This window comes from Spartinivicinus poritis, assembly GCF_028858535.1.
In the GTDB taxonomy this organism is placed as follows: Bacteria; Pseudomonadota; Gammaproteobacteria; order Pseudomonadales; family Zooshikellaceae; genus Spartinivicinus; species Spartinivicinus poritis.
Window position 1 is genome coordinate 110,851 of record NZ_JAPMOU010000002.1, and the last position, 23,991, is coordinate 134,841.

Sequence of the window (23,991 nt, forward strand, 5' to 3'; positions counted from 1 at the left end):
TATATATACATCGCAACCTGAATAGGAAGGTATGCCCAAATGGAACATTTTGGTTTTCCCATCGAGACAATAGTTATCCTCTTTACTGTTGTTTTTGTTTCTGTATCGATGGATTTATTTAGTCATCGTAATAAGGAAGAAGTTACTTTCAAGGATGCGGCTGGTTGGTCGATATTTTGGATTGCATTAGCAATTGCGTTTTATTACTACTTAAAAGTGCGCTTTAACCCTGAATACGCCAGTTTATTTATGGCTGGTTACGCTTTGGAAAAGGCACTTAGTATCGACAATATGATGGTATTTGTGGCGATTTTCTCTAGCTTTGGAATTAAAGGCATTGCCCAGCACCGTATTTTGTATTACGGGATTGCTGGTGCACTTATTTTTAGAGCGATATTTGTAGCGGCGGGAACGACTCTGTTTGGTATTGCTTCTTGGGTAGAACTGCTATTTGCGTTGATAGTTGCTTGGTCTGGATGGGCGCTTTGGCATGGCAGTGGTGATGATGATGACATTGATGATTATTCCCAGCATTGGAGTGTTAACCTCACTAAAAAATATATGCCAGTGTTGCCGCGCCTGGTAGGAAAAGCATTTTTTGTTCGGCGTGAGCAAGTTGAACAAATGAAACGAGAAGACCCTAGCCTCACGTTTAGCGATACAGCAAGACATGGTGCCTGGTTTGCGACACCAATGTTTCTATGCCTGATTTGTATTGAGGTGTCTGATATTGTCTTTAGCTTCGATTCAGTGCCTGCAATCATTGCGGTAACGCGGGAACCCTTACTGGTATATGCTGCGGTTATATTTGCTATTTTAGGCTTGCGTAACTTGTATTTTCTGCTAGCGGTCGCAGCAAAGTATCTCTGCCACTTAGAGCGAGCAGTAGCATTTGTGCTGGTGTTTATTGCGATTAAGCTAGGGGCTTCAGCAGTGGAGAAAACCTTTGGTATAGAAACGTTTCATATTCCTCATGATGTCAGTCTGTATGTGGTACTTGGACTTATTTTGGCAGGTGTGATTGCGAGTATATTGTTTCCTGTCGCTGAATCTGGATCGTCTGACATTAAGGAACAACCGGCTTCGGCACAAGCGCGCGCTGATGATGAGCCCCCTCCTTCCTCTTCGTCATAAGGTGCTAGCTATACCCATCGTGAAATTTGGAGCACTTAAAATGATTCGTGATGGGTAGTCAATTGCTGATTGGCTATTTCTGACCTAGGCTAAAATTAGTGAGTTTCGTTTTTTTTAAGTCAATTGTTATTTAGTTATTAAAGATATATTCATGAAACCAAAGCAGTCAGTATTAGGCCAACTCTTAGTTTCTATTGATGATTCTTTAATCATTTGTGATGCTAAATCCTGTATTCACTCTGCCAGCCGTGCATTTTGCAAGCAATGTGGTACAAGTGAACAAGCCATTATTGACCATCCATTATCACAGTTTATTTCGCAGTCAGAGTTAGAAAATAATATTGACCCTTTGAAGCAAGTCTTTAAAAACAACGCTTCCTGGAGCGGTCGACTCTTAGTAGGAACCAGTGGTCACCGGGTACCCAAGTCGGTAGAGATTTCTCCTATTTTTACTAATAAGCATCAACCCAAATTGTGGTTGTTAAAAATTATTTCCGATGATCAATATACGACAACTACTAAAGGGAATAACAAAACCAATATTGATGAGCTCACTGGGCTACCGAATCAGGTCCTACTAAAAGACCGGATTCAACAAAGTATGATCAATGCAAAACGAGCGGGTAAATCGGTTGCTGTATTACTGTTTTCAATCGATCGTTTCTCCGATATAAAAGCAGGTTTTGGTCAACGGTTTAGTGATGAACTTATTTGCCAAGTCACTGGTCGCCTGCATAACTGTATCCGTAAAAGTGACACGATTGCCCGATTAATGGAAGATACATTTGCCTTTGTTTTACAAGTTACCGCTTCAGATGATAGCTCAATTGTTTCACGAAAATTACTGCACTCAACAGAGGCTGCTTTTGCTATTGACCAACAAACGGTGCATATTCGCGCCTCTGTTGGTATCAGCTTGTACCCAAGTGATAGCGAAACCCCGGAAGGCTTGATTGAGCTGGCATTTAGTGCACTGAATCATGCCAGGCAAGAGGGGGGAAATTGTTACGACTATTTTTCTACCGAGATGAATCGTCGAGCGAAAGCGCGTATTGAAATGGAAGCCCGTTTACGCCATGGTATCGCAAAAAATGAGTTTCAACTGTTTTACCAGCCGAAAGTCCGAGCGGATGATGGGCGTATCGTTGGCATGGAAGGCTTAATTCGCTGGTTTGAAAATGGAACCGCTATGGTGTCGCCTGGTGAGTTTATTCCCGTTGCAGAAGAAACAGGGCTGATTGAGCCAATAGGCATGTGGGTGTTAGAGGAAGCCTGCAGACAAAATAAACAGTGGCAACAGCAAGGTTTAGGGCCAGTTAAGTTTTCAATTAATGTATCTGGTCGGCAATTGAATAACCCTGACTTTGTTCAGCATGTACAAGATGTGATTAACCGTGTTCATATAAACCCAGAGTTTTTAGAACTGGAAATTACTGAAAGCATGTTGGCGCATAATATTGAGCAAACCATTAATAAATTACAGAAGATTCGAGAACTTGGGTGCTATTTATCAATTGATGACTTTGGCACAGGGTATTCCAGTTTAAGTTATCTTACACGTTATCCGATCACTGCCTTAAAAATTGATCGTGCGTTTATTCATGATATTGAAGTGAATGAAAATACTGCCGAAGTAGCCAAAGCCATTATCGGTTTATCTCAAGGACTTAACCTAGAAGTCATTGCAGAAGGTGCGGAGAATGTTCATCACATTGATTTCTTACGTGCTCATCATTGTGATGCCGTCCAAGGTTTTTACTACAGTCGGCCACTCCCCGCTAATGAATTTGAGTCTCTATTAAAAACAGGCTACATAAAAGTAGCTTGATGTTAGTTGTCAGGATCTATAATCACATCCTTAAAATGATGCACCACACAATTAATATAATCCCCTGGTTTTAAGGCCGTATATGGGGTTTGATAATTAACGAGTTTACACGCATAGCTTTTTCCTGTGGGAGTATTGGGATCCCAACGCCAGTCTTGTTCCCAATAAATTGCAAGCGCACCACTACCTTGGTTATCAAATCGTTGCATATTGGCACAGCCTAACACTTCACTATCAGCAATTGACAGATTTAAGTACTGAGTAAAATGCTTATAATAACTGATTCTGTTTAATGACTGTTTATGTTCTTGCGCTGCCCCACACTCTACCCCACCATTGATAATGTGGGTGGTGACACCAAAGCCAGGTAATAACCCTTTGGCCTGATCATGTTGATTAGGTTGCCAGGTGCCTTCTACCACATGTAGCATACTGGGCTTAGGTGGCTGTGGGTACACAAAGAAAAATACCGCACTGGCCAGATTTAACCAAGTATCAGCTACTTTTTCTGGATGGTCTAGCAATGTGCGAATAGTACCAAACATCGCATCAGAAAATGGGCCATAATTGTAGTTATAACTCAATTGTTTTGCACCACGGCCAAAATAACTCTTAAATGCACCATCGTTAAATTTACCACAAGGCCAGGTTTGACCCTGCCAGGTATCCGGATTACATTCGCTGTTATACCCTCCCCGCATGGTTTCATTCCAACCCATTTCCCTTACCCAAAATAATCCCTGACGCCATTCTGGAACGTCTTCATAGGGATTATGTCCACCAGTTTCCTGAGTAAAGTGGGCAAACATAGTGGCTAATGATTTACGGCAAATGCCATTAGCATCACGTTTATCTGAATAATCCCCACAAAAAGCTGGAAATTTTCCGATCGCTTTTAAAAAGTTGTTATAGGTATAAACTGGGTTTCGCTTTGGAAATAAAAATGCCCAGTTTTCATTGCTAATAATAGATTCAACTCTTTTTACATTAGTAGGATTTGTTTTACGCTTAGGGGCAATATTCTCAACAGTTTGGTTATCTAACGTACTAATTGAATACTTAACCTGCCGCATAAGTTCAGAGTTAGTGAGTTTCGCTTCTGTCTTTTTAAGCTGGCTTAGTGGTATGGTATAAGACTGGTTATATGGAAATCTCCCCTGTTGATCAAGTCCTGTAGGTGCACTGACTGCTAATGATGAACTCAGTGGAATACAATATAAGGAAAATAAGAGGCGAGTTTTCATTATCATCTCCTTATGATAACGTTAATTCATTATGCTCTTTTGTATTGGTTGTCGTGAAAGCTGGCTTGTAAATGGGTGTTGTTTGGTTTGATGGTGAGCAACCTTTGTAATACCTCTAATTAGTAGAGGTACCCTTAAATTAACTGTAGCAGCTAATATTTATCGGCTAACAAAATAGGTGCGAATAAATTAAATGAGTAAATAAACTAAAGTAATAGGTGAGCGCCTGGCAATAAGATCCCTTTTTAATAGCAAGGCGCATGAGTTGAGTTGTAAAAGGTGGCTACTTAACAGGGCTCACAAATAACGTAGCCTGTTTCTGGGTCGACATTTTTAACTAGCCATTTTTCGTGGATAGAATCAGTGATGGAAGCAACATTACTACTACCATTGTTAGCTTGTCTGGCAGGAATAACATCACCTATTGTAGGTAATTGAGTAAAGCTATAAGGGATACACACATCCTTTTGGTCAAGCATTAAATAAACGGTTGCTTTTACCATATAAGTAATCCTCATTAACTGCTGTCACACACGTTTATTATAATACCTTTCCGTTAAGGATTTCTCTTACAGTTTTTTGACGTAAAAGCGCAATATAAATTAAATCACTAACAAAACTCGCGAATAGACTATGATAAAAGGAAATAGAAAACCAATAGTATCAAATGAGGTTTTTTAACATGTTCTTAAAAGAAAAAAATAATGGTCACCTGGTTGAAATTTTGAGCTTAACTGAGCTATTTGATTTATATCAACAAGAAGTGGTTGGCCGATATCACTATGGCGAAGAAATTCAAGACCCAGAAAAATTCAGTAAGCAAAATTTAATTTTTCAATCAGGTGAACCCCTCCCCCGTTGTTGGATTGATCCTCATTATAGAGAAGCCGAGTTAAAACGATAGAAGAAAAGTTACTCATGGGTGGGTGAGTTGAGTCGATCAGTTAGCCACTGGTTATCTGCCCCCAGTGTACGGCCAATATGTTGATAATGGGCTTTAGCATTAGAAAACTTAATAGGACAAGCTATTTGACGTTGTTTACCTTGATCAGCACCAACGTCGACAATCATTTGTCGAGATACAAAATGTGGATGCTCACAAGCTTCAGCGTAGGTTAACACCGGATCAATACAGATATCGGCTGCCGCAAATCGCTGCTGCCAATAAGCTAAATCCTCCGTTAGAAATAATCCAGTCAACATTGCTTTCACTTGCTGTTGGGCGGCAGGTTGAGGGTTACTGGCAAGACTCATTAATTCTGGCTTGTCAATAAGCTGGCAAAAGGATTGTAAGAATTTAGGTTCTAAACAACCTAATGCTAAAAATCGTCCATCACGGGTTTGGTAATAGTCATAAAAACTTCCACCATTAAGCACTTGTTGCTCAGGTTTAGGTTCAATACCTGCGCCTAAAAAGCCTGAGCCGGCTAAAGCATTCAAGGCAAAAGCACAGTCGGCCATACTGATATCAATGTGTTGGCCCAACCCTGTGGTTTGTCGCGCCACTACTGCGGCCAAAATACCAATTATGCTATGTAATGAGCCTCCTGCAACATCTGCAATTTGCACACTAGCTGGTGTTGGTGGTTGATCTTTACGGCGAGAAGCGTCGGCAATGCCGGCCAGTGCTAAATAGTTAATGTCATGCCCTGCCCTTTGCTGATAAGGACTGGATTGACCATAACCTGTAATAGAGCAATAAATCAGTTGTGGGTTAACCATTGTTAATTGCTCATAATCAAGCCCTAACCGGGCCATGACACCTGGTCGAAACTGTTCAATTAAAATATCGTAATCCATAATTAATTGCTTAATTGTTTTAATGGCATCAGGTAGTTTTAAATCTAAGGTAACTGATTTTTTATTGCGATTAATATAGGCATGTAAAGCAGATACCTCTCCAGTAAAAGGAGGCATTATTCGTGCTAAATCTGGCCGGTCTGGCGATTCGATATGCAGTACTTCTGCCCCTAAATCAGCAAGTAACATGGATCCATAGGGGCCGGGTAATAAAGTCGAAAAATCCAATATTTTCAATGATTGTAGTGGTAAAATAGGAGCGGTTTCGGGCATGTCAGTTATTCCTTCCGGATTATTGGATAACAACTCAAGTTATCCAATAATAGCTTTCCATGTCAGTAGTTTAAGCCATTTAAGACCATCACTTGTTATTATTCATACGTACTGAATATCTTTAGTTTCCTAAAAAGATTGGTTCTTGTAAATAGACGGTTATTGTCTTAGAGTTTCGAGTGTTAACGTAAACATTTATCAAGGTAGTGAAAAATAATGATAAGAGCCATTGTATTTTTTTTAGGAATATTTCCGCTAGTTGCTTTTGCTGGAAAACAAGTAAATATTCACCAAATAATCAGTTTTGGTGATAGTTTATCAGATGCGAATAATAAGCACCTGATTAGTTTATATATGAACCAGTCATCAAACAATTTAATTAGTGTTCGGGCTCTGCCACCCAATGTGAGTGGGCGTTTTAGTAATGGATTTACCTGGGTTGATCAGTTACATATAAGCTTTTGGCGGCAACCCTCTGTTCCTGCATTGAAAGCTATTAATTCAACAATGGTGATCGAGAAGGCTGGAGAAAATCAATCTTTTCAATTACAGGTTAACCCTTTAACTGGCAGTAATTGGTCAGTGGGGGGAGCTATGACGGGGGATGGCTATTTAGCAGATGAAACAGTTGCAGATGGTTCAACGGTTATATCAGGCACAAAAGTCCTGCCCAATGTTGGTCAACAGATAAGTGACTACTTGGCGCAGCATAAACAGTTTACACCAACCGATTTGGTTCTTATTCAAGGCGGTACCAACAACTTGTGGTTTACTTTGTTTGCTAACCAAGGTGATACGGGTACCTCAACAGCACTCAAGCTGGTTGAGCATATAAAACAGTTGCAACAGCATGGTGCTCAGCATATTTTAGTGATGAATATCCCTCCATTATATCTTGGTGCTTGGTTAAGCCCGTTCCATGATCAGGCCAAAGATTTTGTTGATGAATTTAACCAAACGTTAGCAAATGAGCTAGGCCAACTAATACAACCGCAGTCATCCACTAATATTTATTTAATGGATGCCGATGCCTTCCTCGCTAAGGTGGTTAAACAAATTCAAACTAAAGGCGAGTATTATCACCACCCAACGGCTACTCGTTTGAGTAATGTGAATGACTCAGCTTGGAATTGGGTATCAAACGAAGTGGTAGACAAACCTAACCAGTATATTTTTTGGGATGGTTTACATCCAACAGCAGCTGTACATCGTCTGCTTGCTTATCACGCAGAACAGTTATTGGAACAACATGGAATCATTCCAGCAGGTATCGCAAAATAGCTTATCTTATGTGCTGTAAAGACTGAAGAACCTTTAATGGTTCTTCATGACGGGATCTTGCACTGTGTTGGCTTGCGCAGAGGCCATAAACAATTAGTAGAGGTGCCCTAAACTGCTTCAACCCTTTCATTAAAAAAAGAAATTTCCAGTTTTATAGGTATCTAATAATAGTGCTGGTGGTTGGAATCGCTCCCCGTATTTTTCTGCCAATTCTGTTGCTCTATTAATCAATGCCTGAAGCCCATAATAATTTATATACTGCAGTACTCCACCAGTCCAAACAGGGAAGCCAAGACCAAATAAAGAACCAATATTGGCATCGGCCACACTTTCAAGCACACTTTCTTCTAGACAACGAAGTGACTCGATTGACTGGATAAACAATAGTCTTTCTGCAATATCTGCCTTAGCAACAGTGGTTGTGTTTGGAAATAGTTGGACTAAGTTTGGCCATAACTGTTTCTTCCCCTGTTGTGGATAATCATAAAAGCCCTTCCCCGCTGCTCGACCTTTTCGATCATACTCAATGAGTAGTTTATCGAGCACGTCATAGCCTGTTGCAGGGGTAAACGGGATGCCTGCTTGTTCACAGTCAGCTTTTTCCTGATCACGAATACGGGCTATTAAACGTAAACTAACCTCATCAATTACTGCTAATGGTCCTACGGGCATGCCTGCTTTAACCGCTTCTCTTTCAAGCAACGCAGGCGCAACCCCTTCTTGGAGTAATGCAAGTCCTTCTAAACAATAGCGACCAAATACCCGGGAGGTAAAAAAACCACGGCTATCATTAACAACAATGGGGGTTTTGCGAAGTTGCTTAACAAAATCAAATGCTTTGGCTAAAGTCGTTTCACTGGTTTGCTTGCCTCGAATAATTTCGACTAATGGCATTTTGTCAACTGGCGAGAAAAAGTGTAACCCGATAAATTGCTGTTGTTGTTTGATTACTTGAGCAAGTCCAGTGATTGGTAGTGTTGATGTATTAGAAGCAATCACGGCTGTTGTTGCTAATTGCTGAGCGGCTGCTTGAGTGACCTGAGCTTTTAACTGTCGATCTTCAAATACTGCTTCAATGACTAAGTCACAACCGTGAAAATCCGTGTTAACAGTTGTACACTGAATTTTTTCAAGAATGTTTGCTGCAACCTCAGCGCTTAATCGCCCTTGTTGTACCTGCTTTTTCAATAGTCGACGACTGTAGTCTTTACCCTGTTCTGCTTTATCAATGGAGATATCTTTTAATACGACAGGAATACCTGCTTTGGCGGTCACATAAGCAATACCAGCCCCCATCATACCTGCACCAATAATACCGACCTTTTCAGTCTTCGTGGTTGCAATTGACTGAGGGCGAGACTGACCACTATTGATGTGATTCAACTGATGCCATAAAGCTGTGATCATGTTTTTAGCCACTGACCCTGTAGCTAAAGAGACAAAATGGCGACTTTCAATATCGTAAGCAGTATCAAAATCTACTTGAGCACCTTCTACCGCGGCACAGAGAATTTTTTCTGGTGCGGGCAAGCAGCCTTTGGTTTTTGCTATTAACATTGCGGGTGCAATCATGAGCTTTTGGGCCAACTGCGGTGAGCTGGGAATACCCCCTGGTATTTTATAGCCTGGTTTATCCCAAGGTTGAGTTGCTTCAGGGTTAGCTTTTATCCAGGACTTAGCTTGATTGACGAGTGCTACTGGTGAGTCGGCTAGTTCATGAATGACCCCTATTTGTTGACCTTGCTGCGGATTAAATTTTTTTCCTTGTTGGATATAAGGCAGAGCAGCTTCAATACCTAAAAGTCTTACCATTCTGGTAATACCACCTGCGGCGGGTAATAACCCCAACGTGACCTCTGGCAACCCTAGTTGGATACTGGGTTGGTTAAGGCATATTCGATAATGGGCGCTTAGTGCCAGCTCAAATCCCCCTCCCAGGGCAGCACCATTAATAGCTGCTACCACAGGTTTTCCTAGGGTTTCCAGCTGTCGCAGCGGCTGTTTGATATCATTAACCATCTGATAAAAAGTACTGGCCGCTACCTGCTCACTCAGTTCGTTAAGATCTCCTCCTGCGCAAAAGGTCTCTTTGGCTGAGGTAATAATGATACCTGCAATATTATCAAGATTATTTTCCAATCGAATAATTGTATTTTTCATTGCCTCTCGATAGGCAGCATTCATTGTATTAGTGGCTTGACCAGGTATATCAAGAGTAAGGGTAACTATCTTATCTGCATCCTGTTGGTAGTGAATAACATGATTCATATAGTAACTACCCCTGTACTCTTTCTATTACTGTTGCTATTCCCATTCCACCACCCACACACAATGTGATAACACCATAACGCAACTGTCGGCGTTCTAACTCATCAAGCAAGGTACCTAATAGCATCGCCCCTGTCGCACCTAATGGGTGCCCCATAGCAATGGCTCCACCATTAACATTAATTTTTTCCAAGGGTATCGCTAGATCCTGGGCAAACTTTAAAACCACCGCAGCAAAGGCTTCATTCACTTCAAATAAATCAATGTCAGCAATCGATAAACCCGCTTTGGCAAGGGCTTTTTGAGTGGCAGGGGCAGGTCCAGTTAACATTAAGGTAGGGTCGGTGCTGGTAACAGCGGTTGAAACAATACGACCTCTTGGGGGTAAACCAATTTGATTTGCAATGGCTTCGCTTCCTATCAATACGACAGCTGCACCATCCACAATACCCGAAGCACTACCAGCGGTGTGTAGATGATGAATTCTTTCAAGTTGGGAATAAACATTCAAAGCCACTTCATCAAAGCCCAGCTCGCCAAGTTGGGCAAACGCAGGCTTTAGTCCTGCTAATACATCAAGTGTTGTATCTGGTTTAATATGTTCATCTTTTTCCAGCAGCAGTAAACCATTTTGATCAGTGACAGGAATAACCGATTGATGAAAATAACCTTGCTCCCACGCGTAGATTGCTTTTTGTTGGGAGCTGACAGCATATTCGTCAAGCTGGGTACGACTAAATCCTTCCAATGAGGCAATCAGGTCAGCACTGATCCCCTGGGGAACAAATGCCGTATGAATATTGGTTTCTGGATCCAGTGCCCAAGCGCCACCATCAGACCCCATGGGTACCCGAGACATAGACTCTACACCACCACAAACCACTAATTGCTCCCAACCAGAAGCCACTTTCATCGCTGCCATATTGACTGCTTCCAACCCAGAGGCACAAAACCGGTTAATTTGTACACCTGCAACGGAAATATCCCAGTCAGCCAGGCTGGTTGCTGTTTTTGCAATATTGCCTCCTTGGTCACCAATGGGAGTGACACAACCTAAAACCACATCATCAACCTGAGCGGTATCTAAATGATGCCGCTGTTGTAGTGCTGACAGTAGATTGCTAACTAATCGTACGGGCTTAACAGAATATAAAGCACCACTGGGCTTACCTTTGCCCCGAGGCGTGCGAATGGCATCGAAAATATAAGCCTGTTGTGTCATAAGATCCTTCTAGCGGTTGTGTAATTATTACCCTTTATTCTGTGGGCATTATTGTTTATTTTTAACACATAATAATGAACGGTAACTGGTGTATACTAATCACAAATGTAAGAGTAAAAGGATATAATACTGAAGTAAAAGACTAAACTTTGACTTATCGGGCGAGGTTGTTATTCGCGGGGGTTGTATTTAAAAGCTGTAGAAAACATATCAAGTTCAAGACAGTAGCTATAAAAAATTACTGACTAAATATGGATTTGACACGCTGATTATAGCACCAGGGCGAGTAGAACAGTCTTTTGCACCACCCGCCCGACAAGTTAATATCGATTAAACCACTCAACAATTTTAGATGGCGACTCCTCAAACCAGCTATGCCCTTTTGTTAGTTTAATCCATTGCTCCGTCTCAATTCCTTGATGAGTTAAACGGCGGTAATAACGTTTCATGGTCCATAGCGGTACTGTTATATCCAACTGTCCATGAAGAAATAAAGTCGGTGGATGATCAATCGGTAAATTCAGGGGAACATGACAAACAGGGCCAAGGCAGGTGGCGTACGAAGCTGATTGAATGGCTAAGGCACGAAATTCACCCGGAAATGACACTGCCATCCGACTAGTGTTGTATCCCCCACTGGAAATTCCGGTAGCAAATTGGCGTTGATCATCTAATGGCCCAAACAAACCTTGTTTAATGCTGGTTAATAACCGATTGATAAATTGATAGTCAGTCGATAAGTAATAAGGGGTCGCATTGGCTAATAGATTCGTTTGCCAGGCTAAGTTGATAGCGGCTCTGGGAGCAAGCACTGCATAGCCCGCTTCTAATAGCTGCTTGATTAACACAGCCTCATTAAAGCCACCAAATGGATCGTCTTTTAAACGGCGAAATTCCACTGGAAAAAAGCTCCCCTGGTAAATGATCACCACTGGCCAGCCTTGGGCAGGTGGCTCCCCTATTGGCAGTTGATATTTTACTTCTCGCTTAATACCTGCATTAGCTTCAATATACAGCGAGTGGTAACTACAACTCACTGCCCTGACCTCGTTTAAAACGGAATAGTCAAAATCGCAGCGGCGGGTAAGATTATTATTTTCAGTATAAGCCATTGAGTTAGCCAACACTCTGTTCTCTAGCAATAAGAACACTAAGCATAACGCAGCTAAAAAAGTCACTTTTTGTTTGAGGTGCATGGTTATCCTTTTCCTTTTATTAATTTTTTTAATCGGATACTTCCTAAAACGCTATTATTTTCTTTATCCCAAAGAAAATGTTAGCCAAAAACCTCAAAATATCGATTAGTTACAATGGGTACGAATAAATAGTCGTTACATTTTTTTACTTACCTGTTTGGCCATGCTTTTAGTTTGACACTGCCTTTAAATAGCAGGTTTACATTCCCCATCAGCTCTATATCGGGTACAACAAGGGCTCCATTTGAGAAATACAACTGTATTGCTCGACTGCTTCCACTTTCTTGGATAACTGGCTGAGATTTAAGGCTTATATTCTGGATTTGGAAATAACTTGCTCTTTCCTTCGCTTCACACCAACGATGGCCTTGAGGTAATCCGGTATCAGCACACCATTGGTCAATACTTTGTTTTACACAATTGTTTTTAATTATTGTTGGCTGTATTTGGTTATCCGAGAAACGGTAACGTACCAAAATTTGTCGTTGCTTTGAGCCAGAGTAAAGACTGTAGTGACGGCCAAACTGGTTCATACCAACCTCGATAAGTTGCTCTAATATATTGTCGACATTAGTCTTAATTGGAAACTCTAGTTCCATACGCTGCATGACATGGAACAGTTTATCCTTTTCATTACAGTTTGGTTGCTTACACTTCCGTTGCTCAACTGAGCGTAAGCGTTCAAGAGGAAGATATTTACCTTTTTGTTTTTCTACCATAACCTGCACATCATTAATAATCGTGTCTAGTTGCTTGCTTGCATCAACAATATTAAAGCTATGAGTACTTATACCGCCGACAATCAAAGCTTTATCAGGGTTTAAATTTACTTTACAGGTGCCATGTATATAAAGCTTATGGCTAGGATAGATATATTCGATAGGACTACGGCTGACACTACTTACCAAGTCGCGAGCCATACTGGTTTGTCCCAAGTGTAAGCTGGCAAGCAGTGATAATAAAATGAGCTGAACAGGCATCTTATTCATAAACTAGTAACCTACGATAAAATAATGGATAGTGAACTAGGTGAAGAATAGACTCTGGTCAACTAATGTTATAGCCAAAGCAAAGGGTGAAAAATGATCAAATTTGATGTTGTATTTTTATGACATTTTATCATGCTAACCATGACAAATGCTAAAAGACAAACCTTCAACTCACAACAACTAATGTACTTGGCTTCTGCATAATCAGAAATTACGCCTGTACTTCCTGGTCTACATTAAAACTCTAAAATAGCTTGCATTGATATAATTTTTAGCAGCTGGTTTGTTAATTGATATTTAATTTAGATTATTCATTACTGTGTAAAGTAGCAACTCGAAATTAGTAAGCTTGGTCTTTAACAATAAAACACCGAAGTTTCACTAGCTGTGTATTAATTTTGCTTCATAGTATTTATTAGTCTCGTATAATTGGGTTACATTAAATATAAAGTACCTTTATAAATAATGAATTAAATAATACATGGCAGGTAACACATGAGTTGGTTTAGCCAGTTTTTTACAAATAATATCACGAGCATTCTCTCTTCTATTACCAACACCGTTGATCAGTTTCACTTAAGTAAGGAGGAAAAACACCAGTTTCAATTAGCAATGGAAAAAATAATCCAGGATAAGTTTTCTGAAACTGAAAAAACGATTCGACAAGAGTTGTCTTCCAGAGAAAAAATATTAGTCGCCGAGCTAAACCAGGGAGATACCTATACCAAACGGGCTCGGCCTACAGTTGTTTATTTTGGATTGTTGATGATTGGGTGTAATTATTTGATTGTTCCATTAGCAACTCAGCTACTGGGCATACAAATGCAAACAATAACATTACCAACAGAGTTTTGGGTGGCGTGGGGAGGTGTCGTAAGTACTTGGAGTGTAGGCAGGAGCTTTGAAAAAGGTAGGGTCAGTAACAAGTTTTCGCAAGCAGCTGCGGGTAAACAATAATCGCTTTTGGATTTATAGTGAGCTCTTTACTAATCAGCGTAGTAATGAAAAACCCCTGCAGTTGAGAAATTGCAGGGGTTTTCTTTAGGCTTTATAGTAGATAGGTTTTACCTGCTAAGCTATTTCTTTTTATCTAGTTTGATATTATCCAGATAAAAATCATTGCCAGGTTCTGGACCAAAGATATAAAGTTGAGCAAACTTTACGTTGCCTTTGGCTTGGTAGTTAAACTCACCACTAATTGACATCCATTGTTTATTGGCAGGCACTGTTTCTGTTTTTATCCGTTTCCAGTGATAACCCTCGTCATCCACATAAAACAGTTGCATATCAATATATTGTGGTTTGCTAACTTTATCGGCTAAGCGGGCATCAAAGCTAAACTGATAATTTTTACCGCTTTCCACCAGCCCTTTTACATCTAATGCTGGGCCAGAGTACCAATGATCACGCCCCATGGCCATTAGACTATATTTGCCGTCTTTCGCCATTTTATTGGTGCGTTCGACTTTATCAATACCAAAGAATGGTATCCAGCCGTGGTTGTCTCCTTCGAAGCTATGATCAATTAATGGACCAAGATCTGGTTTTTCGCCAGCTTTTCGTAAGATCACTTCATCTGCATAGAAAGCAGCATTCTTTTCTGGACCAAAGATTAATAACTGCACTTTGCGAATTTTACCAAAATGGTCAATTTTAAATTGGCCTGTTACCGTTGACATTTCATTATTAGTAATCGAGCTATGGGCTACATACTGATAATGAACGCCTAAGTCATCGGTAATTTGTAGGGCAATACGCGCGTTATCCCGCTTTTGCTCTTTAGTCGCCAGTTGCATTTTAGCGCTGACTTCAAGCTCAGTGTTTTTGAGGTCAGATATATTAATCACTTTATTCGTGATATCTTGCGCCACCCCATCATAATAGGCCATTCGATTAGTGACTTTTAAAATATTATCTCGACCACACTTGGTTGTTTTTGACTCTGTGTTAATAGTTACCACATTATTATAAAAGCTATTCCAACCACTTAAACTATTAAAATCACCGGACTGAATCATGTTCTTCGACATGTGTGGTTTTTTACAGACATCACCCGGATCAGGGTTTGGATTCGGATTTGGCTTGTCTGGCCAGTCTGGACCATCATCATCACCTGGGTCTGGATTGGGGTTTGGATTCGGCTTATCGGGCCAATCTGGGCCATCATCACCGGGATCTGGGTTCGGATTCGGGTTGGGATTCGGCTTATCGGGCCAATCCGGACCATCATCACCTGGGTCTGGATTCGGTTTTGGATTAGGATTGGGGTTAGGTTTTGGGTTATCTGGCTGCTTTGAAGGCATAAAGGCTTCTAATTGGGAAGCCACTGCATTGATATTTCTAACACTATCAGTGTAATTAGCTTTTCCACAGGGGCGGTTTTTACACTGGTTTACATTCGGGTTTGAAAAATACTGCACATTGCGTGCACCATAAGCAGAACCATAAGCCATTACGGTTGCAAATAAACCGCGCTCACCATGGCCTCGTGCCCAAGACCAAATCCCCCCTTTACTATTCTGGGCAGCCGAGTGCCCCAGGGCCATGTTGTGGCCTAATTCATGTGCAAATGCCACGTTTCCACAATTGGTGGCAACCACGCTGTACGCTTGGCTGCTTTGGACACGGCCTTGGGGTACCCAAGCAACACCACAGGTGCCACCAGAGCGCGGCGCAAAATAGCTGACAAAATCAGCCCCATATTGTTGTCTGAGTCTGGCAATGCTTCTATCATTGGTCACTCGATCTAATGCGGTACCATTGGTATTGCCATGAAAGGTATTGATTGGCACAACCCCTACCAGCCTTAACTGCACTTTGGCCAGGCTATTTTTATAAGCCTGGTTAGCCCAGTTAACATAAGAGGCAGCCAGCGCTTTGACATCTTGGCTACCACTTTTGCCTTGGGGATAAACCACTAATACATCTAACATTGAGTTGGCAAGTGCTGAGGTGCTGTAAGCGGCAATTGCCAAGCTTAAACTGGAAATCTTAAAAAAATGACTGCGCATAGAATCAGCTCTTGATTGCTTCAGGTATAGTTCAACATTTGTTGTTTTGTTAAATAGTGGGCTTCGTGAAAAATATTATTGGGCGAGTCTTCTACTAAAAATTGAAGATGCTTCACTTACTAATAATTTTAAAAATGACTGATAAAACAAGTGTGTCTATTCACTCAGTCAGCGATAAAGCCCAGATAAAAACAAGTGCTGCAATAAAGTTAATGTCTCTGACGATAAAATAAAGCGATATATTGCACATTCATTCGTTCAAAAAATGTTTTTTCTTATAGATGAAGTTTTTTTCACGAGCCACTAGTTAAATAAGTAAGGAAGAGACGTGATTATTTATAATAAATTATTGATCGCAGTGAAATTAATATTTGTTGAAGGTTTGTACCAGTTGAGATGAAAAATACACTATTATTGAGGAATAATATTAAAATACTCTCTCTTGGTTGAATACTATTTAAATTGGAAAGATTGATAAAAAATCTAGGCATTATTAGTGAATGGCATAAAGCTGCTAATCCTGCTAGCAGCTTTAAATACGTAGTGTTGGTGCCTAAACTGTCTTTGATAAACAGCCCTTTAAAAGGGGGAATCAGTAGTTATTGAGGGTCTGTAAGCAAATAATCCATAATCAATTTTATATTTATTTAATCCTAATTATTTTATTATGCTAACTAGTCTTCCGTAGCGGGCTCTGTTTGCTTCTCGTCCTGCTTAGGTGGCTCAGGGGTAGCTGATACAGGCCCAATTAGATTGGTATACTCTTCAATTACCCGCATAATGCCTTCAGGTGGTTCGATCGCTTGAAACTCCATATCAATTTCAATTTCATCAGCATAACGCCCATCGCCTTTGCCTCGTTTGTTGGACTGAAAAGAGACGGTGAATCCACCTCTTCGCATTTGCTCCGCATTATCGGCAGACGTGGCTTTTTTCAGCTCAATTTCTTCCATTTTAACTGACATTGCGACTTTCATTCGGTCCATCACAATGCCTTTGGGAGCTACCATTGAAATTAACGGCACATACATTGAGTGGTTATCCCCTAGTTTTATTTCAACCATTTTAGCTTTCAGGGGAGAGTCAGGATCTTTAGGGTCTTCTCGGTCAAAAAACTGTTCAAATAATCTGACATACTGCTGCGCCACCATACTGGTTGTGGTCATGGCTGCATGGTGCATGCCGCGAGTTATATTCGTTAAAGTAACACTATTAATGGGTTCTTTATTTTTTTTGAATACCATTTTTATTCCCCCTCAATGACAGCCACAAGTAAGTAAGACATAAGACGCTTTTGTGACGGTTATCACCCATAAATAAGCGCCCCTACCCGCTTTACTCAGAGGATAGGGGCAAATAATCACTGCTTAAGTATTAAGAGCCAGTTTTCTTTTCATCTGCCTGAGGTGCAGGCAATACATCATCTTTAGGTAATGCATCAGTGTTTTCTGGCTTAGCATTTGGTAATACAACCGGTTTGGTGGCTGCATCAGTAAGATAGTCAATCACCCGCATTAGCGCTTCTGGAGGATTTTGACGTTTAACAGTGGTAGAAATACTGTACTTAGCCCGAGTGTCTGTTTTGCGAGTTTGTTCTGACTTATGAGAAACACGACCATTGATAGTGACGCTGAAAGGTCCCCAACCTACTTTGGCTTCCAATGATGCTTCGGCTTCAGTAGATGAGTGGGTTTCTTCAGACTGGCTGACTTCTAGTTCGAAATCAATTTTACCTTCATCAACAGTAATATTAGGATGGCTAATCGCTGCTAATAAAGGTATCCGCATGGTTTTGGTTAAGGTACCTTGATATCTACCTTCAGAGTTTACCAAGGTCTCATCGTATTCAAACTCAACCGCAATAGCTTTACCATCTTTAATACAGACGGTTAACAAGAAGTCTGCATAAGCTTTACTTGCTTGTACTTGGGCTTTGATCATTGCATTTAAAGGAGCAGAGATCATGCGATCCAAGGGTAAGGCATTAATGACTGAGCCTATCAGTCCAGTGTCGATTGCCATAGTTTTTCTTCCTTGAGTGTTTTCTTATAGAGTAGGGTCTGGTGCAGGGTAAGATGACTGCACCTTATGAATACAGTCAGTTTTTAGAAAAACAATAATAGCCTGATAACCAGGCTAATAACGGACTGTGCCAAAAAACATAGTTAAGGAGTAGCCAATCAGCAAGTATTTATTTCACCAGTCCAGGCCGGCTATTGGATATTTTGGTCATTAAATCTTCAACATAAGGATTAACGGTTTCACGCCAGCTGGGGTTTAACTGGAGAATGGTTTGGAAGGTACGTTTCGCATCATGCCAGCGCCCTTTGTGATAAAACGCTAAAGCCAAATACCAATGACACCATGTATCGTTAGGGTAGTTTTCTACTCGCTGCTCACTGATTTTTTGTAGTTGATCCAGCTTATTTTGTTCTAGAAACTCGTCAGCTTGTTCTCTAAACAGTTTACGCTTTTGGACTGCGTCAATATGAACTAGCCAGCGCTTAGCTTTGATGACCAACATTGCTAGCACAGTCGCACTAGCCAACCATAAGAAAATAAGAGTCACTAATAGCCATTTGATTGTCCCCCACTCACCAGTGAGCTGACTCATCAATAAAGTGCTAGATTCCATTACATTCTCCTTTATATTGATCGAGGCTGTTTTATAAGTGGAGTGTGATTGGAATTATCAAAGCAATTAGCAAGCCAGTACCCAACAAGTGATGTTTATTATATGAGGTAATAAATAAGTGAACACATCTATAAAGAAGGGCGATAAAAAGCATATATGAGTGGGCTGTTGTAACTACAAGCGCTAAACAACAGTAGACTTATTGCTATGCTGGGTTATATTTCAAACACTGTAATCATTCTGTAAAAGAGCAACTGTTGTGCTTTTTTACAACGAACTCAGGTACCTGTAAAAGCTTGATGGTGCTTGATTTCACTAGACTACATGGAAATTTCATGTGGTTTGATGAAATACTCGGGCTAGCCCGTTACAATGCCGCGGTCTTTTTGGAAACGTTGATAGCCCCCTAGTATTAGATGTTATGAAGCAAGCTACCGTCACAGCAGTTAGTTACTCGCCCAATAGCCTGGATTATTTTCTTGCATTGCGCCATATGCCCTTCCCTGCCTGGCTGGATAGTACTAATGGAAAGCACGTTGATGGTCGCTTTGATATTATTACCGCCAACCCACGCTATTTTTTACACTATCAGAAAGGGAGCTGTACCCTACAAAACCTGCTTTCAGGAGAATCCAAGCTACTTCAAGAAAATCCCTTTGTTTTACAGCAACAATTATTTGAGCAGTTTGAACCGATTGCCTGTCATTGGCCTTTTGTAGGTGGTTGGCTGGGCTATTGGGGTTACGATTTAAAAGCCGTTACCGAACCCCAGCGCTTCAATCATCAGGATGATGAATGGCCTTGCTTAATGGCTGGGCTTTATTTATGGGCGGTTGTGGTTGATCATCAGCAACAGCAGGCGGTTTTAGTGGCTCACCCGTCTCTTTCCCGTGAGGAATATCAACAATTACAAGAATGCCTAACCAAATTGGCACCCGCGCAACCTCCTCAATCATTTAAGCTGACTAAACCGTTTCAGCCAGTGCTTTCCCAAGCCCAATATCAAGCAGCTTTTAAGCAAATACAGCACTATATCCAAGCGGGTGATTGTTATCAGGTTAATTTTACCCAACGGTTTGACAGCCAGTTTTGCGGAGATTTGCTAACGGCCTATAGCCATTTGCGTAAGACCAGCCCTGCTCCTTTTTCGGCCTATCTTGGATTTGGAGAGATCACTGTATTAAGTCATTCGCCAGAGCGCTTTATTAAAGCTGATCAATATTTCGTCGAAACTAAGCCTATTAAGGGTACTCGAGCACGCAGTACTGACCCTGAAATAGACCGTTTACAAGCAGAAGCCCTGTTAAATAGTGAAAAAGACCGGGCAGAAAACTTAATGATTGTGGATTTATTACGAAATGACTTGAGCAAGCACTGTAGCCAGGTAAAAGTACCACACCTGTTTGAGCTGGAAAGTTTTGCTAATGTCCATCATCTGGTGACGACGGTGACAGGCCAGTTACACAGCAGTGCTAACTATTTTGATTTATTAACGGGGGCATTTCCTGGGGGCTCAATTACTGGTGCACCTAAAATTCGAGCGATGGAAATTATTCAGCAACTGGAGCCTGTCTCTCGCAGTGTTTATTGTGGTGCTATTGGCTACATCAGTTTTAATCAACAAATGGATACTAATATTGCGATTCGTACCCTGGTTGCTAAAGGTCAAGGGCTTTATTGCTGGGGCGGCGGCGGTATTGTCGCTGATTCTAAGTGTGAGGATGAGTATCAAGAAGCATGGGCAAAAGTTAGCAACTTAATGAATGCCCTCAATCAACTAAAATAAGTATCAGCTGCCTTATTTTAGCCGCTGATACGCTTTTATCACCTATAGAGTATAGGGGCAAGTTACCAAGTAGCAGCGGTCATTTTGGCCATAATGGCGTCTAATAAGGGCTGGTAAGCTTGCTCCTGTTTCAACTTATCGATCACCTGATCAAACTCATCTACTAATACTCGGTCATAAAGGTTGGACTGTTTGGACAGTAGCAAAGTGAATTTCATTTCACCATAGACTTTCGGCAAAATGATCAGCTTTTTTGTCAGCTTTAATCGAGACAGCTCAGCAGAACCCACAGCTAAAGGCTGAATCATCAAGTCAGCACGCCCTTTGGCAATCAACAATAAACAATTGCTGACCTTGGGTACTGCTTGAAAACTCACATTATGCTGTTGCCAAAAACGATACCCCCAGCCATTACCAATAATTTCGCAAACCTTAAATGTATTTAATCCATAAACGGTTTTCACTCGGTTTATCTGGTCAATAAAAACCTTGTTTTGCCGAGTTATTCCCTGCATTTTAAGGGTATAAACAATATTACGAGAACGTAGTGCATATTCCAGCCGTGGCTTGGTGGGAACCGTAATAAAAGCATCCATCAACCCTGCTTTGGCTTCAGATTGCACCCGCTTCCAAGGATAACCATAGTTGATCGTTTTAATACCTAGTTGCTCAATAAATAGGTGATCCAGTAAGTCAACTAAAATACCTTTGACTATTCCATCTGTTTTATCGGTATATGAATAGGGAGGCCAGTCGCTGTTATAAGCTATTTTGATTTCCTTGGCTATTAATGGGCAAATGAACATACCCGACATACCAAGGCAAAGTAAGGTGTAACGTTTTAGCATAGACCTTAGTATAGATAACCGCTGAGTATTGGCTCATCCTTAATAAGGTGAGTTGTTATACCCTCTCTACATATAATTAGATAAAGATTTTATTTATCCCTTATAGCTATAGCTTGTTATTATAAGTAAGTTTTATAACTGATAATTTTAATACCTGGACTTGTTAACACTACATGTCCTAACCGTGATAATAAGTGAAAACAGGCTGTCGCAAATATTATGCAGGCAACCTGACAGTGTGAGGATAGGTAACGATTGTGACTAAGCCGCTCAACACCCTCCAATTGCAGCTGGAATACAGTGAGCGGGATCCTGAAGCGATTCTCGAGCTGGCCTTTAATACCTTTGAAAATATTGCTATCTCATTTAGTGGTGCCGAAGACGTAGTACTTATCGAGCTGGCTACTCGTGTCACTGATAATATTTCTGTATTTACCCTGGATACCGGGCGTCTGCACCCTGAAACCTACCGTTTTATTGATCAAGTTCGGGAACATTATGGCATTGAGATAGAGGTGTTAGCCCCTGATCCTGCTGAGCTAGAACCTTTTGTAAAAACCAAAGGTTTTTTTAGCTTTTATCAAGATGGTCATCAGGAATGTTGTGGTATTCGTAAAGTAGCTCCCCTACGACGTAAGTTGAGTCAATTGGATGCCTGGATTACCGGACAGCGAAAAGATCAAAGCCCTAATACTCGTGCCCATATTCCAGTGATTGAGCAAGACCTAAGCTTTGGTAGTCAGGAAAACCCGCTATATAAATTTAACCCCCTCGCTAACTGGCGTTCTGCACAAGTATGGGAAACCATCCATGAATATGATGTGCCTTTTAATGAATTACATCGTAAAGGCTTTGTCAGTATTGGTTGTGAACCTTGTACCCGTCCAGTGTTACCTAATCAACATGAGCGGGCAGGTCGCTGGTGGTGGGAAGAAGCAACGCAGAAAGAGTGTGGGCTACATGCAAGCAACTCCAAATAAGGACACTTAAAAGTAATTATTTTTAAGTGTCCATCAATGACTTAAAGAAGAAATCATGACTGTAAAAATAACGTTGGTAAAGAAAGTATTGGCTGATGGCTCACCCTGTAAAAAGTGTGCCGATGTGTTGCATCGGCTGGAAAAGTCGGGGCATATAAAGCACATTGAGCGTATTGTTGAAGCGCATGAGAATGATCCAAATAGTGAAGGTATGCAGTTAGCCCAAAGTTTACAGGTGGATAAAGCGCCCTTCTTTATTGTCGATCACTCTGATGGCCAGCAGGTAGTGTATACCGTTTACTTCAAGTTAGTGCAGGAAGTGCTTAAGCACCTCTCGTAAGAAGAAGCCTATAAGAATAAAGTTGAAACGCTGTAAGCTGCTTTGTGGTGAGTGGCTACAGTGAAACAGGCTGACTAATATGCTTCAAGTCAGCCCTGGTTATACACTTCAGTAGATGGGTAGTTGTACTGTGTCAAATAATTCTTCCAGTTCAGCTCGGTTATGCCGTTGTGAGGCATCATTTACGATATCTTTATTGAGGTGAGGTGCAAATTGCTCAATAAATTCGTACATAAAGCCGCGTAAAAATGTACCTTTCCTAAAGCCTATTTTCGTAATACTGGATTCAAACAGATGGCTGGCATCCAGTGCGACTAAGTCTTGATCCAAGTCTTGGTTATAGGCCATTTTGGCTACAATACCTACCCCCAAGCCAAGCCTGACATAGGTTTTAATAACATCGGCGTCAGCGGCGGTAAATACAACCTTAGGGGTCAGTCCTTTACTCATAAAAGACTCATCCAATTTTGAGCGACCTGTAAAGCCAAATACATAAGTGACGATCGGGTATTTAGCTACATCTTCCAGCTCTAATCGGCTATTTTGTGCTAACGCATGATCCTTAGGCACTAACACACAACGATTCCAGCGATAGCATGGCATCATAATTAAATCGTTAAAGTGCTCCATTGCTTCTGTGGCGATAGCAAAATCGACGGTGCCATCCGCAGCCATCTCTGCAATTTGCATAGGCGTGCCCTGGTGCATGTGCAAAGAGACCTCTGGATACTGCTGTATGAATTTTTTAATGACAGTGGGCAGCGCATAGCGTGCCTGCGTGTGAGTGGTGGCAATAGATAAGCTACCTTTTTGTTCATTACTGAACTCCTGCGCCACCTGTTTAATACTTTCTACTTTACGTAGAATTTCTCCAGCGGTTTTGATTATTGCTTCACCGGCTGGTGTCACCCGAGTTAAATGCTTGCCACTGCGAGCAAAAACTTCAACCCCAAGCTCATCCTCTAATAAGCGGATTTGCTTGCTAATACCAGGCTGTGATGTATAAAGGCTTTGTGCGGTAGCCGAAACATTTAAATCGTGATGCGCTACTTCCCAGATATAGCGCAACTGTTGCAACTTCATAACCCCTCCATTCGGCATTTATATGCATAAAGCATAAAAATATAAATAAATATTCTTTTCAAGAATAGATGGA

General features: G+C 41.1%; 21 protein-coding genes. 8 read left to right on the forward strand and 13 right to left on the reverse strand.

The genetic code is table 11. The features are described from left to right. Window positions 1-39: 39 nt before the first annotated feature. A complete protein-coding gene (locus ORQ98_RS02035; protein WP_274687110.1) occupies window positions 40-1,134 on the forward strand; it encodes a TerC/Alx family metal homeostasis membrane protein in 1,095 nt (364 codons plus the stop codon). Window positions 1,135-1,285: 151 nt separating this feature from the next. Then, window positions 1,286-2,962, forward strand: a complete 1,677-nt coding sequence (locus ORQ98_RS02040; protein ID WP_274687111.1) for a sensor domain-containing protein — start codon at window positions 1,286-1,288, stop codon at window positions 2,960-2,962. Between the two features lie 2 nt (window positions 2,963-2,964). Here the strand turns inward: ORQ98_RS02040 and ORQ98_RS02045 are convergent, their stop codons facing one another. Then, window positions 2,965-4,206: a chitinase gene (locus ORQ98_RS02045; protein ID WP_274687112.1), complete on the reverse strand. Its 1,242-nt coding sequence runs from the start codon at window positions 4,204-4,206 to the stop codon at window positions 2,965-2,967. A 287-nt stretch (window positions 4,207-4,493) separates the two neighbouring features. Next, complete coding sequence (locus ORQ98_RS02050) at window positions 4,494-4,709, reverse strand: hypothetical protein (protein ID WP_274687113.1); 216 nt, start codon at window positions 4,707-4,709, stop codon at window positions 4,494-4,496. Window positions 4,710-4,888: 179 nt separating this feature from the next. Between ORQ98_RS02050 and ORQ98_RS02055 the strand changes: the two genes are divergently transcribed. Further along, complete coding sequence (locus ORQ98_RS02055; protein WP_274687114.1) at window positions 4,889-5,110, forward strand: acetyltransferase; 222 nt, start codon at window positions 4,889-4,891, stop codon at window positions 5,108-5,110. A gap of 8 nt (window positions 5,111-5,118) precedes the next feature. Here the strand turns inward: ORQ98_RS02055 and ORQ98_RS02060 are convergent, their stop codons facing one another. Then, window positions 5,119-6,279 (reverse strand): CaiB/BaiF CoA transferase family protein, encoded by a 1,161-nt coding sequence (locus ORQ98_RS02060; protein WP_274687115.1) that lies wholly within the window; start codon window positions 6,277-6,279, stop codon window positions 5,119-5,121. Window positions 6,280-6,495: 216 nt separating this feature from the next. Here ORQ98_RS02060 and ORQ98_RS02065 point away from each other — a divergent pair, with 216 nt between their 5' ends. Beyond that, on the forward strand, window positions 6,496-7,560 hold the full coding sequence (locus ORQ98_RS02065) for an SGNH/GDSL hydrolase family protein (protein ID WP_274687116.1): 1,065 nt from the start codon (window positions 6,496-6,498) through the stop codon (window positions 7,558-7,560). A gap of 129 nt (window positions 7,561-7,689) precedes the next feature. On the opposite strand, the gene ORQ98_RS02070 is transcribed toward ORQ98_RS02065, so the two are convergent. From ORQ98_RS02070 to ORQ98_RS02085, 4 genes are all read right to left on the reverse strand, one after another. After that, on the reverse strand, window positions 7,690-9,828 hold the full coding sequence (locus ORQ98_RS02070; protein WP_274687117.1) for a 3-hydroxyacyl-CoA dehydrogenase NAD-binding domain-containing protein: 2,139 nt from the start codon (window positions 9,826-9,828) through the stop codon (window positions 7,690-7,692). A gap of 7 nt (window positions 9,829-9,835) precedes the next feature. After that, window positions 9,836-11,050, reverse strand: coding sequence for an acetyl-CoA C-acetyltransferase (locus ORQ98_RS02075; RefSeq protein ID WP_274687118.1), 1,215 nt, complete (start codon window positions 11,048-11,050; stop codon window positions 9,836-9,838). A 320-nt stretch (window positions 11,051-11,370) separates the two neighbouring features. Beyond that, window positions 11,371-12,246 carry an extracellular medium-chain-length polyhydroxyalkanoate depolymerase gene (locus tag ORQ98_RS02080; RefSeq protein ID WP_274687119.1) on the reverse strand — a complete coding sequence of 292 codons (876 nt, stop codon included), beginning with the start codon at window positions 12,244-12,246 and terminating at the stop codon, window positions 11,371-11,373. Window positions 12,247-12,395: 149 nt separating this feature from the next. Next, window positions 12,396-13,235 carry a hypothetical protein gene (locus ORQ98_RS02085; RefSeq protein WP_274687120.1) on the reverse strand — a complete coding sequence of 280 codons (840 nt, stop codon included), beginning with the start codon at window positions 13,233-13,235 and terminating at the stop codon, window positions 12,396-12,398. 495 nt (window positions 13,236-13,730) lie between these two features. Between ORQ98_RS02085 and ORQ98_RS02090 the strand changes: the two genes are divergently transcribed. Further along, complete coding sequence (locus tag ORQ98_RS02090; RefSeq protein ID WP_274687121.1) at window positions 13,731-14,192, forward strand: 3TM-type holin; 462 nt, start codon at window positions 13,731-13,733, stop codon at window positions 14,190-14,192. A gap of 119 nt (window positions 14,193-14,311) precedes the next feature. Here the strand turns inward: ORQ98_RS02090 and ORQ98_RS02095 are convergent, their stop codons facing one another. The 4 genes from ORQ98_RS02095 to ORQ98_RS02110 form a co-directional block, all read right to left on the reverse strand. Then, window positions 14,312-16,246: a carbohydrate binding domain-containing protein gene (locus ORQ98_RS02095; RefSeq protein WP_274687122.1), complete on the reverse strand. Its 1,935-nt coding sequence runs from the start codon at window positions 16,244-16,246 to the stop codon at window positions 14,312-14,314. A 674-nt stretch (window positions 16,247-16,920) separates the two neighbouring features. Further along, window positions 16,921-17,490, reverse strand: a complete 570-nt coding sequence (locus tag ORQ98_RS02100; RefSeq protein WP_274687123.1) for a DUF2589 domain-containing protein — start codon at window positions 17,488-17,490, stop codon at window positions 16,921-16,923. 130 nt (window positions 17,491-17,620) lie between these two features. After that, window positions 17,621-18,268, reverse strand: coding sequence for a DUF2589 domain-containing protein (locus tag ORQ98_RS02105; protein WP_274687124.1), 648 nt, complete (start codon window positions 18,266-18,268; stop codon window positions 17,621-17,623). Window positions 18,269-18,437: 169 nt separating this feature from the next. Then, window positions 18,438-18,881 (reverse strand): hypothetical protein, encoded by a 444-nt coding sequence (locus ORQ98_RS02110; protein WP_274687125.1) that lies wholly within the window; start codon window positions 18,879-18,881, stop codon window positions 18,438-18,440. 421 nt (window positions 18,882-19,302) lie between these two features. Between ORQ98_RS02110 and pabB the strand changes: the two genes are divergently transcribed. Continuing rightward, entirely contained in the window at window positions 19,303-20,667 is a 1,365-nt protein-coding gene (gene pabB / locus ORQ98_RS02115; protein WP_274687126.1) for an aminodeoxychorismate synthase component I, read from the forward strand. Between the two features lie 62 nt (window positions 20,668-20,729). Here the strand turns inward: pabB and ORQ98_RS02120 are convergent, their stop codons facing one another. After that, complete coding sequence (locus tag ORQ98_RS02120) at window positions 20,730-21,473, reverse strand: substrate-binding periplasmic protein (protein WP_274687127.1); 744 nt, start codon at window positions 21,471-21,473, stop codon at window positions 20,730-20,732. A 299-nt stretch (window positions 21,474-21,772) separates the two neighbouring features. On the opposite strand from ORQ98_RS02120, the gene ORQ98_RS02125 reads away from it, so the two are divergent. Both ORQ98_RS02125 and ORQ98_RS02130 read left to right on the forward strand, forming a co-directional pair. After that, window positions 21,773-22,495: a phosphoadenylyl-sulfate reductase gene (locus ORQ98_RS02125; RefSeq protein WP_342455175.1), complete on the forward strand. Its 723-nt coding sequence runs from the start codon at window positions 21,773-21,775 to the stop codon at window positions 22,493-22,495. Between the two features lie 55 nt (window positions 22,496-22,550). Beyond that, a complete protein-coding gene (locus ORQ98_RS02130; protein ID WP_274687128.1) occupies window positions 22,551-22,835 on the forward strand; it encodes a hypothetical protein in 285 nt (94 codons plus the stop codon). Between the two features lie 108 nt (window positions 22,836-22,943). On the opposite strand, the gene cysB is transcribed toward ORQ98_RS02130, so the two are convergent. After that, window positions 22,944-23,918: an HTH-type transcriptional regulator CysB gene (gene cysB / locus ORQ98_RS02135; RefSeq protein ID WP_274687129.1), complete on the reverse strand. Its 975-nt coding sequence runs from the start codon at window positions 23,916-23,918 to the stop codon at window positions 22,944-22,946. Window positions 23,919-23,991 lie beyond the last annotated feature (73 nt).

Excerpts from the sequence above, each read along its gene's own strand:
- ORQ98_RS02040 (WP_274687111.1), top strand. The coding sequence starts at position 1,286 with ATGAAACCAAAGCAGTCAGTATTAGGCCAACTCTTAGTTTCTATTGAT.
- ORQ98_RS02110 (WP_274687125.1), bottom strand. The coding sequence starts at position 18,881 with ATGGAATCTAGCACTTTATTGATGAGTCAGCTCACTGGTGAGTGGGGG.
- ORQ98_RS02070 (WP_274687117.1), bottom strand. The coding sequence starts at position 9,828 with ATGAATCATGTTATTCACTACCAACAGGATGCAGATAAGATAGTTACC.
- ORQ98_RS02085 (WP_274687120.1), bottom strand. The coding sequence starts at position 13,235 with ATGAATAAGATGCCTGTTCAGCTCATTTTATTATCACTGCTTGCCAGC.
- cysB (WP_274687129.1), bottom strand. The coding sequence starts at position 23,918 with ATGAAGTTGCAACAGTTGCGCTATATCTGGGAAGTAGCGCATCACGAT.
- ORQ98_RS02075 (WP_274687118.1), bottom strand. The coding sequence starts at position 11,050 with ATGACACAACAGGCTTATATTTTCGATGCCATTCGCACGCCTCGGGGC.
- ORQ98_RS02080 (WP_274687119.1), bottom strand. The coding sequence starts at position 12,246 with ATGCACCTCAAACAAAAAGTGACTTTTTTAGCTGCGTTATGCTTAGTG.
- ORQ98_RS02055 (WP_274687114.1), top strand. The coding sequence starts at position 4,889 with ATGTTCTTAAAAGAAAAAAATAATGGTCACCTGGTTGAAATTTTGAGC.
- pabB (WP_274687126.1), top strand. The coding sequence starts at position 19,303 with ATGAAGCAAGCTACCGTCACAGCAGTTAGTTACTCGCCCAATAGCCTG.
- ORQ98_RS02045 (WP_274687112.1), bottom strand. The coding sequence starts at position 4,206 with ATGAAAACTCGCCTCTTATTTTCCTTATATTGTATTCCACTGAGTTCA.
- ORQ98_RS02105 (WP_274687124.1), bottom strand. The coding sequence starts at position 18,268 with ATGGCAATCGACACTGGACTGATAGGCTCAGTCATTAATGCCTTACCC.
- ORQ98_RS02130 (WP_274687128.1), top strand. The coding sequence starts at position 22,551 with ATGACTGTAAAAATAACGTTGGTAAAGAAAGTATTGGCTGATGGCTCA.
- ORQ98_RS02095 (WP_274687122.1), bottom strand. The coding sequence starts at position 16,246 with ATGCGCAGTCATTTTTTTAAGATTTCCAGTTTAAGCTTGGCAATTGCC.
- ORQ98_RS02120 (WP_274687127.1), bottom strand. The coding sequence starts at position 21,473 with ATGTTCATTTGCCCATTAATAGCCAAGGAAATCAAAATAGCTTATAAC.
- ORQ98_RS02050 (WP_274687113.1), bottom strand. The coding sequence starts at position 4,709 with ATGGTAAAAGCAACCGTTTATTTAATGCTTGACCAAAAGGATGTGTGT.
- ORQ98_RS02035 (WP_274687110.1), top strand. The coding sequence starts at position 40 with ATGGAACATTTTGGTTTTCCCATCGAGACAATAGTTATCCTCTTTACT.
- ORQ98_RS02060 (WP_274687115.1), bottom strand. The coding sequence starts at position 6,279 with ATGCCCGAAACCGCTCCTATTTTACCACTACAATCATTGAAAATATTG.
- ORQ98_RS02065 (WP_274687116.1), top strand. The coding sequence starts at position 6,496 with ATGATAAGAGCCATTGTATTTTTTTTAGGAATATTTCCGCTAGTTGCT.
- ORQ98_RS02100 (WP_274687123.1), bottom strand. The coding sequence starts at position 17,490 with ATGGTATTCAAAAAAAATAAAGAACCCATTAATAGTGTTACTTTAACG.
- ORQ98_RS02090 (WP_274687121.1), top strand. The coding sequence starts at position 13,731 with ATGAGTTGGTTTAGCCAGTTTTTTACAAATAATATCACGAGCATTCTC.